The 15,616-nt window shown below is 69.3% G+C and carries 13 protein-coding genes; 11 read left to right on the forward strand and 2 right to left on the reverse strand.

From position 1 onward, the window contains the following. Nucleotides 1-29: 29 nt before the first annotated feature. The gene (locus AAFN86_RS01780; protein ID WP_347541486.1) at nt 30-1,721 is read left to right on the forward strand and encodes a M28 family peptidase; all 1,692 of its coding nucleotides are present in this window, start codon (nt 30-32) and stop codon (nt 1,719-1,721) included. Between the two features lie 4 nt (nt 1,722-1,725). On the opposite strand, the gene AAFN86_RS01785 is transcribed toward AAFN86_RS01780, so the two are convergent. Beyond that, on the reverse strand, nt 1,726-2,712 hold the full coding sequence (locus tag AAFN86_RS01785; protein ID WP_347541487.1) for a tripartite tricarboxylate transporter substrate-binding protein: 987 nt from the start codon (nt 2,710-2,712) through the stop codon (nt 1,726-1,728). 136 nt (nt 2,713-2,848) lie between these two features. On the opposite strand from AAFN86_RS01785, the gene AAFN86_RS01790 reads away from it, so the two are divergent. From AAFN86_RS01790 to AAFN86_RS01830, 9 genes are all read left to right on the forward strand, one after another. Continuing rightward, nucleotides 2,849-3,826: an aldo/keto reductase gene (locus AAFN86_RS01790; RefSeq protein ID WP_347541488.1), complete on the forward strand. Its 978-nt coding sequence runs from the start codon at nt 2,849-2,851 to the stop codon at nt 3,824-3,826. A 106-nt stretch (nt 3,827-3,932) separates the two neighbouring features. Then, nucleotides 3,933-5,138 (forward strand): MFS transporter, encoded by a 1,206-nt coding sequence (locus AAFN86_RS01795; RefSeq protein ID WP_347541489.1) that lies wholly within the window; start codon nt 3,933-3,935, stop codon nt 5,136-5,138. A 14-nt stretch (nt 5,139-5,152) separates the two neighbouring features. Next, on the forward strand, nt 5,153-6,025 hold the full coding sequence (locus AAFN86_RS01800) for an MBL fold metallo-hydrolase (protein WP_347541490.1): 873 nt from the start codon (nt 5,153-5,155) through the stop codon (nt 6,023-6,025). 54 nt (nt 6,026-6,079) lie between these two features. Beyond that, on the forward strand, nt 6,080-8,203 hold the full coding sequence (locus AAFN86_RS01805) for an acetate--CoA ligase family protein (RefSeq protein WP_347541491.1): 2,124 nt from the start codon (nt 6,080-6,082) through the stop codon (nt 8,201-8,203). Further along, a complete protein-coding gene (locus AAFN86_RS01810; RefSeq protein ID WP_347541492.1) occupies nt 8,200-9,168 on the forward strand; it encodes a tripartite tricarboxylate transporter substrate binding protein in 969 nt (322 codons plus the stop codon). Before AAFN86_RS01805 ends, AAFN86_RS01810 begins: the two co-directional genes overlap by 4 nt. A 1-nt stretch (nt 9,169) precedes the next feature. Beyond that, a complete protein-coding gene (locus AAFN86_RS01815; protein ID WP_347541493.1) occupies nt 9,170-9,910 on the forward strand; it encodes an enoyl-CoA hydratase-related protein in 741 nt (246 codons plus the stop codon). A gap of 3 nt (nt 9,911-9,913) precedes the next feature. Then, entirely contained in the window at nt 9,914-11,032 is a 1,119-nt protein-coding gene (locus AAFN86_RS01820) for a CaiB/BaiF CoA-transferase family protein (RefSeq protein WP_347541494.1), read from the forward strand. Between the two features lie 58 nt (nt 11,033-11,090). Then, complete coding sequence (locus AAFN86_RS01825; RefSeq protein ID WP_347541495.1) at nt 11,091-12,251, forward strand: acyl-CoA dehydrogenase family protein; 1,161 nt, start codon at nt 11,091-11,093, stop codon at nt 12,249-12,251. Nucleotides 12,252-12,286: 35 nt separating this feature from the next. Beyond that, nucleotides 12,287-13,255 (forward strand): tripartite tricarboxylate transporter substrate binding protein, encoded by a 969-nt coding sequence (locus AAFN86_RS01830; RefSeq protein ID WP_347541496.1) that lies wholly within the window; start codon nt 12,287-12,289, stop codon nt 13,253-13,255. On the opposite strand, the gene AAFN86_RS01835 is transcribed toward AAFN86_RS01830, so the two are convergent. Then, nucleotides 13,242-14,783, reverse strand: a complete 1,542-nt coding sequence (locus tag AAFN86_RS01835; RefSeq protein ID WP_347541497.1) for an AMP-binding protein — start codon at nt 14,781-14,783, stop codon at nt 13,242-13,244. The two genes, AAFN86_RS01830 and AAFN86_RS01835, sit on opposite strands and share 14 nt — an antisense overlap. A 95-nt stretch (nt 14,784-14,878) precedes the next feature. Here AAFN86_RS01835 and AAFN86_RS01840 point away from each other — a divergent pair, with 95 nt between their 5' ends. Next, on the forward strand, nt 14,879-15,586 hold the full coding sequence (locus AAFN86_RS01840) for an NUDIX domain-containing protein (RefSeq protein ID WP_347541498.1): 708 nt from the start codon (nt 14,879-14,881) through the stop codon (nt 15,584-15,586). Nucleotides 15,587-15,616: the final 30 nt, after the last annotated feature.

Consider the following 15,616-nt stretch of genomic DNA (forward strand, 5'->3'; position numbering starts at 1 on the left):
CATCCGCCGCGATGCAGGAGGAGACCGCCATGCCCGACACCCTGACCGCCGATGTCAGCGGCGCGGAGATGATGGCCAATCTGCGCGAGATCGCGCGTTGGGTGAAACTGTCAGGCTCGGCGGAGGAACGCGAAGCCCTCGGCTTCATCGAGAAGCGGATGAAGGAGTACGGCTTCCGTACCGACATCATCCTGCACGATGCCTTCATCAGCCTGCCGGGCAAGGCGAGCGTGCTGGTCGATGGCGCGCCGGTCACGGCGATCACGCAATCCTTCTCGCTGTCCTCGCCTCCCGGTGGGCTGTCGGGCGTGCCGGTCTATATCGGCCATGGCAGCGAGGCGGATTTCGCCGGCCGCGACCTGCGCGGCCGCATCCTGCTGATGGAAGGCATGGCCACGCCCGCCACGGCGCAGCGCGCGACGCGGGCCGGCGCGGCCGGGCACCTGCATATCAGCCACCATGAACACATCCATGAGATGTGCATCTCCCCTGTCTGGGGCAGCCCGGGCAACAGCACGAAGGCCGGCATGCCGGCGACGGTGGTCTGTTCGGTGAACAATGCCGATGGCGGCGCGATCCGCGATGCGCTCGCCGCTGGCAGGCAGCCGGTCGTGACGCTGAACGCCGAGGTCGATACCGGCTGGCGCAAGACGCCGATCCTGGTCGCCGACCTTGACGGGCCGGGTGGGCCGGCCGACCCCTTCGTGCTGCTCTCGGGCCATCACGACACCTGGTATTTCGGCGTGATGGACAATGGCTCGGCCAATGCCGGGATGATGGAGGTCGCGCGGCTGTGCGCGCTGCATCGGGCGAAGATGAAGCGCGGCCTGCGCGTCTGCTTCTGGTCGGGCCATTCGCATGGACGCTATTCCGGTTCTGCCTGGTATGCGGATGCGCATTGGGACGAACTCGATCGCCGCTGCGTCGCGCATGTGAATGTGGACAGCCTGGGCGGCGTCGGCGCGACGGTGCTGTCCAACACGGCATCCATGGCGGAACTGCATCACCTGGCCGCCGAGGCGGTCACGCAGCAGACCAACCAGCCCTACAAGGGCAAGCGCAAGAACCGCAGCAGCGACGACAGCTTCGTGGCCATTGGCATCCCCTCGATGTTCGGCACGATCAGCGAGCAGGCGGCCAAGCATGAGGCGGCACGCAATGCGCTGGGCTGGTGGTGGCACACGCCGCACGACCTGATCGACAAGGTGGATGAGGCGAACCAGGTGCGCGATGCGCGCGTGCTCGGCCAGGCGGTGTGGCGGCTGCTGGGCGATGCCGTCCTGCCGCTCGACCACGCGGCGATGGCGCAGACGCTTCTGGATGACCTGGCGCCGCTGCAGGGCGCGTTGGATGGGCGCTTCCCGATCGCACCGCTGGCTGCCGCGGCAGCGCGGCTGAAGGACAGCGCGACGGCGGTGATGCAGCGGGCGTCGGCCGCGCCACCTGGCGCCGTGGCAGCGGTGAACGCGGCGCTGATGCGCGTGTCCCGCGCGCTGGTGCCGGCCGACTATGCGGGCGGCGAGCGCTTCCTGCACCCCCATGCCCTGCCGATGCCGGATTGGGCGGTGTTGCAGCCGATCCGCGACATGGCCGCGACAACCCCCGGCAGCGATGCCGAGAAATTCGCCGCCGTCGATGCGCTGCGCGCACGCAATCGCCTGGCCTTCGCATTGCGTGAGGCGCAGGCGGCGCTCGACGAGGCGGCCGCCGCGCTGGGCTGATCGCTCAGCCGGGCTTCAGCCCGGCGAGGTCCGCCGCGCGGCGCGCATTGACCAACTCGGCGCGCAGGAAGGCGTCGAAGCCGTCAGGCGAGCGCTGTGCCTCGCTGCCGAGGATGGCGCCGACCTCGACGATGCGGGCCTGCACGGCCTGTTCGGCCAAGGTCGCGGCCAACGCGGCGTGCAACGCCGCGACGATGTCCGGCGGCGTCGCCGAGGGCGCCAGCAATCCACCATAGGATCCAGCGGTGAAGCCGGGCAGCCCGGCCTCGATGAAGGTCTGCACCTGCGGCAGCACGGGTGAGCGTTCCGTCGTCGCGATGGCGATGATCGGCGCCTTGCCTTCCAGATGCAGGGGCAGGGCGGAGGGCAGTTCGACCATGCCCGCATCCACCGCGCCGCTCAGCAGGTCCGCCACCATGGCGCTGCCGCCGCGATACGGGACATGCACGGCGCGGACATTGGCCCCGGCCATCAGCAGTTCGAGCGCGAGATGCGCGGCGCTGCCGGCACCCGGCGTGGCGACCGTCACTTGGTTCGGGCGCGCGCGCAGGATGGCAATGAAGTCGGTCAGCGACCGCGCCGGAATGCGCGGCCCGACCTGGCAGATCATCGGCAGGATGCCGACCAGGCCGATCGGGCGGAAGTCGCGCTCGACATCGTAGGGCACATTCGCCTGCAGCACCGGATTGGCAGTGAGTGGCCCGCCCGCGCCGAACAGCAGCGTGTAGCCATCGGGGGTGGCGCGCGCGACGGTCTCGGCGCCGACACTGCCGCCGGCACCCGCGCGGTTCTCGATGACCATCGGCCGGCCGATCCGCTCGGCCATGCGCGTCACCAGGATACGCGCGAGGATGTCGGTGTTGCCGCCGGCGGCGAAGGGCACGATCACGCGGATGGGCCGGTCCGGATAGGCGGCCAAGGCCGGCCGCGCCAGGACCGCGGTGGCAAGCGTAGCGGCGGTCCTGCACAGCAGCGCGCGGCGTGTGAGCATGCGGATGTCCTCCCCTTCGGCGTCTTCGTCCGATGCGCCGAGCCTTGCATCCGCACCCGGCCGCCGCAACCCACCCCGCCTTGTCGGTCCGGCGGGCCTGGCGCAGCATCCGCAGTGACACAGGGAGGAAACGCGCATGGAACAGCGGCAACTCGGACGGACCGGGATCTCCGTCTCGGTGCTCGGCTATGGCTGCGGCGCGATCGGCGGGCTGATGGTCAAGGGCAGTGCGGCCGAACAGGACCGCGCGATCGGCCGCGCCATCGACCACGGCATCACCTATTTCGACACAGCCTATGCCTATGGGGATGGCGTGTCGGAGACAAATCTGGGCCGTGCGCTGAAGGCTCTGCGCGCGACCGTCACGGTCGGCACCAAGGTGCGTGTCTATCCGCAGCAGCGCGGCGACATCGCGGGCACCGTCGCCGCCTCGATCGAGGGCAGCCTGGCGCGGCTCGGCAGCGACTGCGTCGACATCTACCAGCTGCACAATCCGATCACGCTCGACGGGGCGGAGCCGACCTTTACCACCGAGCAGATCCTGAACGAGGCGGTGCCGGTGCTGCGCCGGCTGCGCGAGCAGGGCAAGTGCCGCTTCTACGGCATCACCGGCCTGGGTGACGCGGCCGCGGTGCGGCGCGTGCTGGAGGAAGGCGGCTTCGCCACCGCACAGATGCCCTACAACCTGCTGAACCCGAGCGGCATCGCGCCGTGGCCGGCTGGCTCGGCGATGCCAGACCTTGAAGGACGCGTCGCGCACGCGGCGTCGCGCGATGTCGGCGTCATGGCGATCCGCATCCTGGCCGGCGGCGCACTGAGTGGGTCCGAAGCGCGTAGCCCGTTGGGCGTGCCGAAGGTCGAACCGATCGCTTCGGGGGCAAGCTACGCGGCAGACGTGGCGGCGGCACGGCGGCTGATGCCGATGGTCGCCGCCGGTCACGTGAAGGACCTGGTGGAGCTCGCGCTGCGCTTCGCCGCCATGCCGAAGCAAATCTCGACGGCAATCATCGGCACGTCGAGCATCGCCGAGCTGGACCACGCGGTCGCCGCGATTCAGCGCGGCCCATTGCCAGCCGAGGCCCTGGCGATGATCACTGCGCTACAGGCGGCCTGACGCGGCGCGCCACGTGCCGGGGGCTTCGCAGCGCGCCGCGCCTGCGCCTATCGTGGGGCGCGGGCGCGATGGCGCCGGCAGGAACGGTCCAGCAATCGGGAGCGACATGCAGGTCGAGCGATCCACGAAGCTGCTGGCCATCATCCTCTCGGCGATGTTCCTCCAGCAGACCTTCGCGACCGTGGGGCGGTCGCTGCCGCCGATCATCGCGCCGGTCATCCTCACGGACCTCGCCTTCGATCCTGCCTGGCTCGGTCTGTACGTGAGCGCCGCGGCCCTCTCGGCGCTGCTGTTCCAACTCGGCTGCGGCAGCTTCATCCTGCGCTACGGCGCGATGCGGATGAGCCAGGTGGCGCTGGTGCTGCTCGGCATCGGCATGGCGATCGCAACCGTCGGGCCGGCCGTGCTGTTCCTGGTATCAGGCGTGATCGGCGGCGGTGCCGCGGCGATGTCCACGCCGGCGAGCTCCCATCTGCTCGGCCGCTACGCGCCGCCGCGGCAGGCGCCGCTGGTCTTCTCCATCAAGCAGACGGCAGTGCCGGCCGGGCTGCTGCTCGCCGGATTGCTCGGCCCGTGGCTCACGGTCGTGACCGGTTGGCGCGGCGCGCTGCTGATCGCCGCGCTGTCCTGCCTGGTCTTTGCCGCCCTGCTCGAACCGCTGCGCGCGGAATTCGACGCCGACCGCGTGCCGACCCAGGCCTTCAGGCTGTCGGATTTCCACACCACAATCCTCAGCGTGCTCGGCGCGCCGGAGTTGCGGCGGCTTGCCTTCGCCTGCTTCGCCTTCAACGGGCTGCAGACGGTCTTCACCTCCTATTTCGTGGTGGCGCTGACCGAGCTTGGCCACGGGCTGGCGGCGGCGGGGTTCGTCTTCTCGGTTGCCATGGTGATCGCCGTGCCGGGGCGGCTGTTCTGGGGCTGGCTCGGCAGCGGGCGGGTGGAACCGGCGATGGTGATGTGCTGGCTCGCACTCGGCATGGCGGGCGGGTCGGCGATGATGGCGCTGCTGGGCGCGCATTGGCCGCTGGTGCTGGTCGGGATGGTGGCGACGGTGCTCAGTGCCACGGTGATGTCGTGGCACGGCGTGCTTCTCGCCGAGGCCGCGCGCCTCGCACCCCCGGGCCAGCGTGGTGCCGCGACCGGCGGTGTGCTGTCCTTCGGGCAGCTTGGCGGGCTTATCCTGCCGCTGGTCTATTCCGGGGTGCTGCTCGCCACGGGCAGCTATGGCCTCGGCTTCACCGCCTGCGGCCTGCCGGCGCTGGTGGTCGGCGTCGTCCTGCTGCGCGCCCCGCGCGAGCATGACGCGCGATAGGGAGGGATGGAACCATGACCCAGGGCTTCGCACTCGGCGACTTCACCATCCAGCGGATCATCGAGGAGGAGACGCCTCTGTTCGACCCGCTGACCTTCCTGCCCGGCCTAAAGCCCGACCTTCTGGCCGAGAACCGCGCCTGGCTGGAGCCGGCGGCGCTCGACCCCGTCACCGGGAAGCTGATCCTGTGCATCCAGTCCTGGGTGGTGCGCACGAAGCACCACACCATCCTGGTCGATACCTGCGTCGGTAACGACAAGGACAGGCCGAACCATCCGTTCTGGAACCGCCTGGGCGGGGATGCCTATATGCGCGGCCTGGCGGCGCTGGGGCTGAGCGTGGACGACATCGACATCGTCATGTGCACCCACATGCATGTGGACCATGTGGGCTGGAACACGCGCCTGGAGAATGGGCGGTGGGTGCCGACCTTTCCGAAGGCGCGCTACGTCTTCTCGGCCGATGAATTCGCGTATTGGAATGCCGAGAACGCCAAGACGGCATCGCCGATCTTCACGGACTCCGTGCTGCCGATCGTCGCGGCGGGCCGTGCGGAGATGGTCACCGACGATCACGCGATCACCGACGCCATTCGCCTGGAACCCACGCCGGGCCATACGCCGCACCATGTCGCGCTGCGTGTCGGCAGCGGGGATCACGAGGCCTTGTTCACCGGCGACCTGATCCATTCGCCGCTCCAGGCACGCTACCCCGAGATCTCGATGCGGGCCGATTGGGACCCGACGCTGGCGGCGAAGACGCGGCGCCGTGTCCTCGAATGTGCCTGCGAAGCGCGCACCCTGCTGTGTTTCGCGCATTTCCCCTCGCCGTCGCGCGCGCGCTTGTCGCGTTGGGGAAATGGCTTCCGCGCCGATCCGGTGGGCTGACGCGGCAGCAGGACTGTCCTAGCCTGCCTCCATAACCCGCATATGGAGACGGGCGTGGAGGAAGCGAAACCCGGGCGACCCTTGCCCATCGCGCGCATCGTGGCGCCGCGATCGGTGGCGGTCGTCGGTGCCTCGGATGACGTCGGCAAATTCGGCGGCCGCGTCATCCATTATCTGCAGAAGCACGGTTTCCCCGGGCAGTTGCTTCCGATCAATCCGAACCGCGCGATGATCCGCGGGCTGCCGGCCTTCCCGCGCGTGTCCGCCGCGCCGGTCGCAGCCGATGTCGCCATCCTTGCGGTGCCCGCCTCGTCCCTTGAGGCGCAGATCGCCGATTGCGCCGCAGCCGGCGTCGGCGCCTGCATCGTCATTACCGGGAAGCTGGCGGAAGCCGGCCCCGAGGGCGCGGCGCTGCAGGACCGCGTCCTGTCCATCGCACGCGCGGCCAATATGCGCCTGGTCGGGCCGAACTGCCTCGGCATCTTCAATCCGATCGATCGGGCCATGCTGTCGTCTTCCCTTGCCCTGGAGGAGGATGACTACGCCCCCGGCGGCATCGGCATGGTCAGCCAATCCGGCGCGCTGATGGGCACGCTGCTGTCCTTCGGCCGGCATCATGGCGCGCGCTTCAGCCGTTGCATCTCGGTCGGCAACCAGGCGGATCTGGGGCTGGAGGATTTCCTCGAATACCTGGTGCAGGATGACGACACGCGCGTGATCGGACTGTACATCGAAGGCCTGCGCGACCCGGCGCGCTTCCGCGCCCTGCTGCGCGCGGCGGGCAAGCCCGTGTTCATCGTCAAGGCCGGGCGCAGCGAGGCCGGTGCGCAGGCCGCACGGTCGCACACCGCCAGCCTCGCCGGCGCCTTCCCCGCCTTCGAGGCGATCTGCCGCGATGCCGGTGCCGTCGTGATGGACGATCCGCAGATGATGGTGCTCGCCTGCGACGCGGCGATCCGCCTGCCGCCGCTGCCGGCCCCGGGGCTTGGCCTGGCACCGATCGCGTCCTCGGGCGGGTCGACCGTGACCTTCGCGGACATGCTGCCGGGGGCCGGGCTGCGCCTTGCGCACATGTCGGACGCGACGCGCGCGGCACTCGGGCGCTGGATGCCGGACACCCACATCGCCCTGCCGGTCGATACCGGGTCCTTCCATGAAGGCACCAGCGGCGACGGGTTGTCGGACTGCATCCGCGCCTTCATGGCGGATGACGACGTCGGCGCCGTGGTGGTGCCGATGACGACGCAGCCCGACATGGCCGGACGCACCGCGCTGTTCCCCCCGCTCGGGCGGGAAGGTGGCAAGCCGCTGCTGTACCTGATGACGGCGGGGGCGGTCGGCGATGCGTCCCGCGCGGTGATGCGTGCGGCGGATTTCCCCTTCTACGACCGCATGTCCGACGCGATCGCGGTAATCCGCGCGCTGGAGGCCGAGGCGGAAGGCCGCGCGCGTCGCGTGGCGCCACAACCGGCGCGACCGGCCGGTATCGGCCCCGAGCCTGCGCTGCCCGCCGGCGCACTGACCGAGGGCGAGGCGAAGCGCCTGCTCGCCGCCTATGGCATCCCGGTCACGCGGGAAGCCGCCGCGATGACGGCCGATGAGGCCGTGGCCGTCGCGCGCGGCATCGGCTTCCCGGCGGTGCTGAAGGGCGTCAGCCGCGCCGTGGTGCACAAATCCGACCTCGGCCTGGTACGGCTGAACCTGCGTGACGAGGCCGCGGTCCGCACTGCCTTCGCCGAGGTCGTCGCCGCGCTGGAACGCGCGGCGCCGGGCGCCGCCGAGGGATGCGTCATCCAGGAAATGGCGCGCGGGGAGGCGGAACTCTTCCTTGGTGCGACCTGCGATCCGCAATTCGGCCCGATGGTGCTGGTGGGTGCGGGCGGCGTGCTGGTCGAATTCCTCCAGGATGTGCGGACGGCGCCCGCGCCGCTGTCGCTGGCCGACGCGCACGCGCTGATCGAGGGCCTGCGCGCCGCACCGTTGCTGCGTGGCCTGCGTGGCCGCCCGGCGGCCGATACCGCGGCGGCGGCGGATGCATTGATGCGGCTGTCTTGGCTCGCGGCCGATCTCGGGTCGCGTCTTGTCGAACTGGATGTGAACCCGCTGATCCTGCGCGCGGCCGGACGGGGGGCGATTGCCGTGGACGGCCGCGCCACGCTCAAGGAGGAGACCCCATGACGCCGACACTGTCTCGCCGTGCCCTGGCGCTGATCGGTGCAGGGCTGCTCGCGCGGCCGGCCGTGGCGCAGCCTGTCTGGCCCAACCGCCCGGTGACGCTGGTGGTGCCCTATCCGCCCGGCGGCAGCACCGACAATGTCGCGCGGCCGCTGATGGTGGAATGGTCGCGCATCATCGGCGAGACCATCGTCATCGAGAATCGCGGCGGTGCCGGCGGGACGATCGGCGCCGAGGTGGTCGCCCGCGCGCGGCCGGATGGCTATACCCTGCTGCTGTTCCCGACGGCGGTCTTCACCATCAGCCCGTCGATGATGCGTCCGCCCTATGACGTGGATCGGGACTTCGCGCCGATCGCGCGCGTTGCCGCATCGGACGCCTTCGTGGTGGTCAACCCGTCGGTGCCCGCGAATACCATCCAGGAGCTGGTTGCCTATGGAAAGGCGCATCCCGGGCAGTTGCGCTTCGGATCGGCCGGCAACGGCACCATCACCCAGCTGCAATGCGAGATCTTCGGGGAACAGGCCGGCGTTCGACTGGAACATGTCCCGTATCGCGGGTCGGGCCTGTCGGTGAACGACCTGGTGGCGGGGCATATCCAGATGATCTGCGACCCCGCGGCGCTGCCCATGGTGCGCGCGGGGCGGGTGCGTGCGCTGGCGAGTTTCGGCGACCATCGCCATCCAGAATTTCCCGATGTGCCGACCCTGCTGGAAGTGGGTCTCGCCGATCGCGGGGCGATGTCGTGGTTCGGCATCGCCGCGCCCGCCGGCACGCCGCAGGCGGTGCGCGACCGCATTGCCGCGACGCTGGAGGAAGCGCTCAAATCCGAACAGGTCGCGCGCGGCATGGCGATCGGCGGCTTGCGCCCGGCCTTCGAGACGGGCGAGGCCTTCGCCAACCGTATCACCGGCGATCGCGCGATCTTCGCCGACGTCATCCGCCGCACCGGCGCAGGAGTGAACTGACGTGGAACTGGTCAAGGTCTCGGACGAAGGTCCGATCCGCATCGTGACGCTGAACAATCCGGCCAAGGGCAATGCCATCAGCAAGCCCATGGCGGAGCAGGTCCAGCGGGCGATGCAGGAATTCGAGCAGCGCGCCGATCTGCGCGTGGCGATCATCACCGCCGAGGGCCTGCGCGCCTTCAGCTTCGGTGCCGATGTGACAGATCCGCCGGAGCTGTGGCGCGCCATCCCGACCGTCGGCTTTAAGCCGCTCAAGCCGGTGATCTGCGCGGTCGAGGGCTGGTGCGTCGGCGGCGCCATCGTGTTGGGGATGATGTGCGACCTGATGGTCTGCGGCGCGGGCGCGAAATTCTACTATCCCGAGGCGAAGCTCGGCCTGACGGGCGGCATGATCGCCGGATTGGTCAGCCGCATCCCGCACAAGATCGCCATGGAGATCGCGCTGCTGTGCCGCGTCATCGACGCCCAGCGCGCCGAACGCGTCGGCCTGGTGAATGAGGTGGTGGCGGAGGGCGAGGCGCTCGCCACCGCGAAGCAATGGGCGGCGGATCTGAGCGGCATGGCGCCGATGGTGCTTGGCGAGATCAAGCGCATGGTGACCGAGGAGATCATCCCGCGCGGCCCGTCCGAGCAGATGGCGATCCATGGCCAGCGCATGGCGGCGATCCGGAATTCGGCCGATGTCGCCGAAGGCGTCGCTGCCTTCCGCGAAAAGCGCGCGCCGAACTTCCAGGGACGCTGAGCGATGCCCGGCCCGCTGACCGGACTCCGCGTGCTGGAGATCGCCGGCATCGGGCCGGGTCCCTTCTGCTGCATGATGCTCGCCGACCTCGGCGCGGAGGTACTGCGCATCGACCGCCCCGGCGCTGCGCCGGCTAACCCGGCTGACGTGCCCGGGCGCGGGCGGCGCAGCCTGGCACTCGACCTGAAGTCGCCGGCGTCCATCGCCGCGATGCTGCGTCTGGTCGAGCGCGCCGACGTGCTGGTGGAAGGCTTCCGCCCGGGCGTGATGGAACGCCTCGGGCTCGGGCCGGATCAATGCCATGCGCGCAATCCGCGCCTCGTCTATGGCCGCATGACCGGCTGGGGGCAGGATGGTCCGCTGGCGCAGGTGGCGGGCCACGACATCACCTACATCGCCCTGACTGGCGCGCTGTGGTCGATGGGCCGCGCCGGCGAAAGGCCGGTGCCGCCGCTCAACCTGGTGGGTGATTTCGGCGGCGGCGGGATGCTGCTGGCGTACGGGATCATGGCCGCCCTGTTCGAGACCAGCCGCAGCGGTCGCGGCCAGGTGGTGGATGCGGCGATGACCGATGGGTCCGCCACGCTGATGGGGCCCTTCTTCGGTCTGCTCGCGCAGGGGCGGTGGAACAATGCGCGGGAGAGCAACATGCTCGACGGTGCCTGTCCCTACTACGACACCTATGAATGCGCAGACGGGAAGTACGTCGCGGTCGGGGCGTTGGAACCGCAATTCTTCGCGCTGCTGCTGAAGGGTCTCGGCCTCGATTCGGAACGCTTCGCCGATCGCACGGACCGGGGCCGCTGGCCCGCCATCAAGGCGGAGTTCGCCGCCATCTTCCGCGGCCAGCCGCGCGACCATTGGGCGGTGGTGTTCGATGGCACGGATGCCTGCGTGGCGCCGGTGCTGGACCTCGAGGAAGCGCCGCATCATCCGCACAATGTTGCGCGCGGCACCTTCTTCGCGCGCGGCGCGGGCATGCAGCCCGCACCAAGCCCGCGCTTTTCCCGCACCCCGCCGGCCCAGCCCGGCCCGCCGCTTCGCCGCAGCGCCGATGGCGATGCCGCGCTGGGCGATTGGGGTTTTTCAGCCGCCGAGATCGCCGCCCTTCGCGGCGGCTGACAGGCGGGCCGACCGCGCGGTAGGCTCGCGCCAAGACAAGAATACGAGGGACACGTCAATGGATACCGCAGCCCCGCAGGCCGGGATGGCGCGCAGCGTCTTCACCTCGGATCACGAGATCTTCCGCACCCAGGTGCGGCGCTTTTTCGAGCGCGAAGTCGTGCCCCATCATCGCGACTGGGAACGCGCCGAGATCGTCCCGCGCGAGATCTGGCAGAAGGCCGGCGCGGAAGGGCTGCTCTGCCCGATGATGGCCGAGGAATACGGCGGCGCGGGTGCGGATTTCGGCTATGCCGCCATCATCATCGAGGAGATCGCGCGGACCAATGCCTCCGGCATCGGCTTCCCGCTGCATTCCGACATCGTCGTGCCCTATGTCGAGGAGTTCGCTCTGCCCCACAGGAAGCGCGAATGGCTTCCTCGCATGGCGAAGGGCGAGATCATCACCGCCATCGCCATGACCGAGCCCGGCATGGGTTCCGACCTCAAGGCGATGAAGACGCATGCGCGGCGGGACGGGTCCGACTGGATCATCAACGGGTCGAAGACCTTCATCTCCAATGGCCAGAATTGCGGGCTGGTGATCGTTGCCTGCAAGACCGATCCCGGCGCAGGCCGCAAGGGCATCAGCCTGATCTGCGTCGAGGAAGGCACGCCCGGCTTCACCAAGGGCCGCAACCTCGAGAAGATCGGCATGCACGCCGCCGATACCTCCGAGCTGTTCTTCGACGATGTGCGCGTGCCCGCCGACAACCTTCTCGGCGAGGAGAATGCCGGATTCTCCTACCTGATCAGGAACCTGCCGCAGGAGCGGCTGGTGATCGCCATCCGCAGCGCGATGTCGATGGAGGTGATGCTGCAGAAGACCATCGACTACGCCAAGGACCGCAAGGTCTTCGGCCAGACGGTGTTCGACTTCCAGCACAACCGCTTCAAGCTGGCGGAGCTGCGCGCCAACGCCACCATGTTTCGCGTCTTTTCCGACCATTGCCTCGCGCTGCACTTGAATGGCGGTCTGTCGATCGAGCTCGCCGCGCAGGCCAAGCTGCTCGGTACGGAGATGCAGAACAAGCTGCTGGATGATTGTCTGCAGATGCATGGCGGCAATGGGTACATGGCCGACTACGAGATCGGCCGCGCCTGGGCCGATGCGCGCGTCGGGCGCATCTACGGAGGCAGCTCCGAGATCATGAAGGAAATCATCGCGCGCACGCTGTGACACGCGACAGGCAACATCCGGGAGGACGAACAAGAATGGCATTGATCACCCGTCGCACGGCCATCGGCGCCGCGCTGGCCACACCCTTCGTGCGCGGCGCCGCTGCACAGGACCGCTTCCCCAGCCGGCCCATCACCATCCTGGTGCCCTTCACGCCAGGCGGTGCAACGGATGTGCAGATGCGCGCCCTGGCCGAGGCGGCGACGCGGCATTTCGGCCAGACCGTGCTGGTGGAAAACCGTCCCGGCGCAGGCAGCACGCTCGGCGCGGCGGCGGTCGCCCGCGCGCGGCCCGATGGCTACCTCGTGGCCCAGATCACGCTGCCGGTGCTGCGACTGCCGCATATGCAGCGCATGCCCTATGACGTGACGAAGGACTTCACGCCGATCATCCACCTAACCGGCTACCTGTTCGGCGTGCTGGTCTCGGCCACCGGTCCCTACATGACGTGGCAGGATCTGGTGGCCGATGCGCGCCGCCGCCCTGGCCAGATCCGCATCGGCAATACCGGCGCCAACGGTACGCCTCATTTGACCATGGTCGACCTCGCCGCGCGCGAGAACATCGAGGTGATCCACGTTCCCTTCCGCGGTGAGTCCGAGGCCGCACCCCAGCTCATGGGTGGGCATATCGAGGCGCAGGCAGCCGGTTCCGGCATCGGCCAGCTTGTCGATGAGGGGCGGCTGCGCATGCTGAATGTCTGGGTGCGCGAACGCTCCCCGCGCTGGCCGACCGTGCCGACGCTGATCGAACTCGGCTACACCGACATGGTGGTGACCTCGCCTTATGGCCTCGCCGCTCCGCCGGGCCTCGACCCGGCGATCCGCGCAGCGTTGCATGACGGCTTCAAGACGGCTCTCTACGATCCGTCGCATCTCGCGGTGATGCGCCGGCTCGACCAGCCGGTCGAGTACCTGAACAGCGAGGATTACGGGCGCAACATGCTCGAAGTCTATGAGATGGAGCGCCAGCGTGTGGAACGGCTTGGGCTCAGGACGGGGTGAGGTAGCGTTCCTTGAGGATCCTGCGCAGCAGCTTGCCGGCTTCGCTGCGCGGGAGTTCCTCGACGAATTCCCAGGATCGCGGCCGCTTCGGGCCAGCGAGATGGTCGCGGCACAGCGCGTCCAGTTCCGCTCGCAGCGCGACCTCATCCGCGCGCGGATCGCGCGGGACGATGACGGCATGGACCTGCTCGCCGAAATCCTCGTTGGGTATGCCCACGACGGCGACCTCGGCGACCGCGGGATGACGCACCAGCACCGCCTCGATCTCGGCCGGATACAGGTTCACTCCGCCCGACAGGATCAGGTCGGCGCGCCGGTCCGACAGGAACAGCCAGCCATCTTCATCGACGCGGCCCAGGTCGCCGAGGCTCGCCCAGCCGCGTGCGTTGTAGGCGGCTTCCGTCTTGTCCGGCGCGTTGTGATAGGCGAAGCGCGGCGCGCCCTCGAAGCAGATGCGGCCGACCTCGCCGACCGGCAATTCGCGGCCGTCATCGTCGCAGATGTGCAGCGTCACGCCGTTAACCGGCCGCCCCACCGTGCCCGGCCGCGCCATCCAGTCCTGCGGGGCGGCAACCGTGGTGCCGACGCCTTCAGACCCCGCGTAGTATTCCCACAGGATCGGCCCCCACCACTCCATCATCCGCTGCTTGACCGCGATGGGGCAGGGGGCCGCCGCATGGATGGCGCAGCGATGGGATGACAGGTCGAAGCGGCGGCGCTGCTCCTCCGGCAAGGCGAGCAGCCGCACGAACATCGTCGGCACCCATTGGCTATGGGTGATGTGGTAGCGTTCGATCAACTCCAGCGCCCGCAGCGGATCGAACTTTGCCATCACCACCGCCGTGCCGCCTTCGCCGATGGTGCGGCGGATCGCATAGCCATGCGGTGCGGCGTGATACAGCGGCGCCGGCGACAGGTAGACCGTGTCCGTATCGAAGCCGTACAGCGACTTCCAGGTCATGTCCCAGTCGGGCGCGTCGCGGTTCTCCCAGGACACCATGGGACGCTTGATGCCCTTGGGCAGGCCGGTGGTGCCGGAGGAATAGAGGAATTCCCGCCCGACCGGCCGCTGCGGCAATTCGGTCGGCGCGGGGGTGCCGGCGAGCGCATCCTCGAAGCTATCATAGCCGGCGAGGCCCTCGCCCACGGCGAAGCGCGGCACCGCACCGACCACGCCTTCGTGAAGCAGCGCCGTTGCAAGCTCCGCCAATCCCGGCGAGACGATGATCACCTTCGCCGCCGCATCGGTCATCATGTAGGCGACTTCCTGCGGGCGCAGATGCACCGACAGTGGCGTGTAGTACAGCCCGGCCCGTCGGCAGGCGTAGACCAGTTCGATGAATTCCGGCCGGTTATCCATCAGCATGGCGATCCCGTCGCCCGGCTGCAGCCCCAGGTCGATCAGCCATTGAGCGATGCTGTTGGCCCGCGCGTCGAGCGCGCCATAGGTCAGGCTGGTGCCGCGGTCTGGGAAATGGGCCGCGACCTTATCGGGGAATGCCCGTGCCCAGCGCGCGATCTGCGCCATCCGTTCTCTCCCCTGCCGTCGGCGCAAGCCTGCTGTGCTGCCGCCGTGACGTCAACGCGACTTGCCCCGGCGGCGCTGGCGCGCTGCAATGGGGGATGCCCGATCCAGTCCCCGCCCGGCCTGCCTCCACCGTCCTGTTGCTGCGCGACGGGCCCGGCGGGCTCGAAGTGTTCATGGTGGTGCGGCATCACCAGATCGACTTCGCCTCTGGCGCGCTGGTGTTTCCCGGCGGGCGGGTGGAGGCATCCGATGCCGTGCTCGCCGGCGGCGATGCCCAGGCCGCCTTCCGGGTCGCGGCCATCCGCGAGACCTGGGAGGAATGCGGCATCCTGCTTGCCGCCCCCGGCACGCCGCCGCCGGCCGAAGGCGACTTCGCCGCGATGCTTGCCGAACGCGGGCTGGTGCCCGATTGCGCCTGCCTCGCGCATTTCGCGCATTGGATCACGCCGGTCCCAGTGCCGAAGCGCTTCGACACGCATTTCTTCCTCGCCGCCGCGCCGGCTGACCAGGACGCGCTGCATGATGGGCATGAGGCGGTGGACAGCGTCTGGATCCGTCCCGTCGATGCACTCGCCGAAGGCGTGGCAGGGACGAAGAAGCTGGTGTTCCCGACACGGATGAACCTGACCAAGCTGGCGCGCAGCACTTCCGTCGCCGAGGCCTTCGCCGCTGCCCGCGCGAAGCCGGTGGTGACCGTGCAGCCGATCCAGCGCGACACGCCGGAAGGCCGCTGGCTCCGCATTCCGATCGAGGCCGACTATGACGGCGAGGATTTCCTCGCCGGCGACCCGCCGTCGATGTAACGGCGCCGCGCGCCCCAGCAGAAGGATCAC

This window comes from Roseomonas sp. CAU 1739 (assembly GCF_039839775.1).
Taxonomy (GTDB): domain Bacteria; phylum Pseudomonadota; class Alphaproteobacteria; order Acetobacterales; family Acetobacteraceae; genus Neoroseomonas.

Excerpts from the sequence above, each read along its gene's own strand:
- AAFN86_RS01825 (WP_347541495.1), top strand. The coding sequence starts at position 11,091 with ATGGATACCGCAGCCCCGCAGGCCGGGATGGCGCGCAGCGTCTTCACC.
- AAFN86_RS01785 (WP_347541487.1), bottom strand. The coding sequence starts at position 2,712 with ATGCTCACACGCCGCGCGCTGCTGTGCAGGACCGCCGCTACGCTTGCC.
- AAFN86_RS01800 (WP_347541490.1), top strand. The coding sequence starts at position 5,153 with ATGACCCAGGGCTTCGCACTCGGCGACTTCACCATCCAGCGGATCATC.
- AAFN86_RS01780 (WP_347541486.1), top strand. The coding sequence starts at position 30 with ATGCCCGACACCCTGACCGCCGATGTCAGCGGCGCGGAGATGATGGCC.
- AAFN86_RS01795 (WP_347541489.1), top strand. The coding sequence starts at position 3,933 with ATGCAGGTCGAGCGATCCACGAAGCTGCTGGCCATCATCCTCTCGGCG.
- AAFN86_RS01840 (WP_347541498.1), top strand. The coding sequence starts at position 14,879 with ATGCCCGATCCAGTCCCCGCCCGGCCTGCCTCCACCGTCCTGTTGCTG.
- AAFN86_RS01820 (WP_347541494.1), top strand. The coding sequence starts at position 9,914 with ATGCCCGGCCCGCTGACCGGACTCCGCGTGCTGGAGATCGCCGGCATC.
- AAFN86_RS01830 (WP_347541496.1), top strand. The coding sequence starts at position 12,287 with ATGGCATTGATCACCCGTCGCACGGCCATCGGCGCCGCGCTGGCCACA.
- AAFN86_RS01790 (WP_347541488.1), top strand. The coding sequence starts at position 2,849 with ATGGAACAGCGGCAACTCGGACGGACCGGGATCTCCGTCTCGGTGCTC.
- AAFN86_RS01835 (WP_347541497.1), bottom strand. The coding sequence starts at position 14,783 with ATGGCGCAGATCGCGCGCTGGGCACGGGCATTCCCCGATAAGGTCGCG.
- AAFN86_RS01810 (WP_347541492.1), top strand. The coding sequence starts at position 8,200 with ATGACGCCGACACTGTCTCGCCGTGCCCTGGCGCTGATCGGTGCAGGG.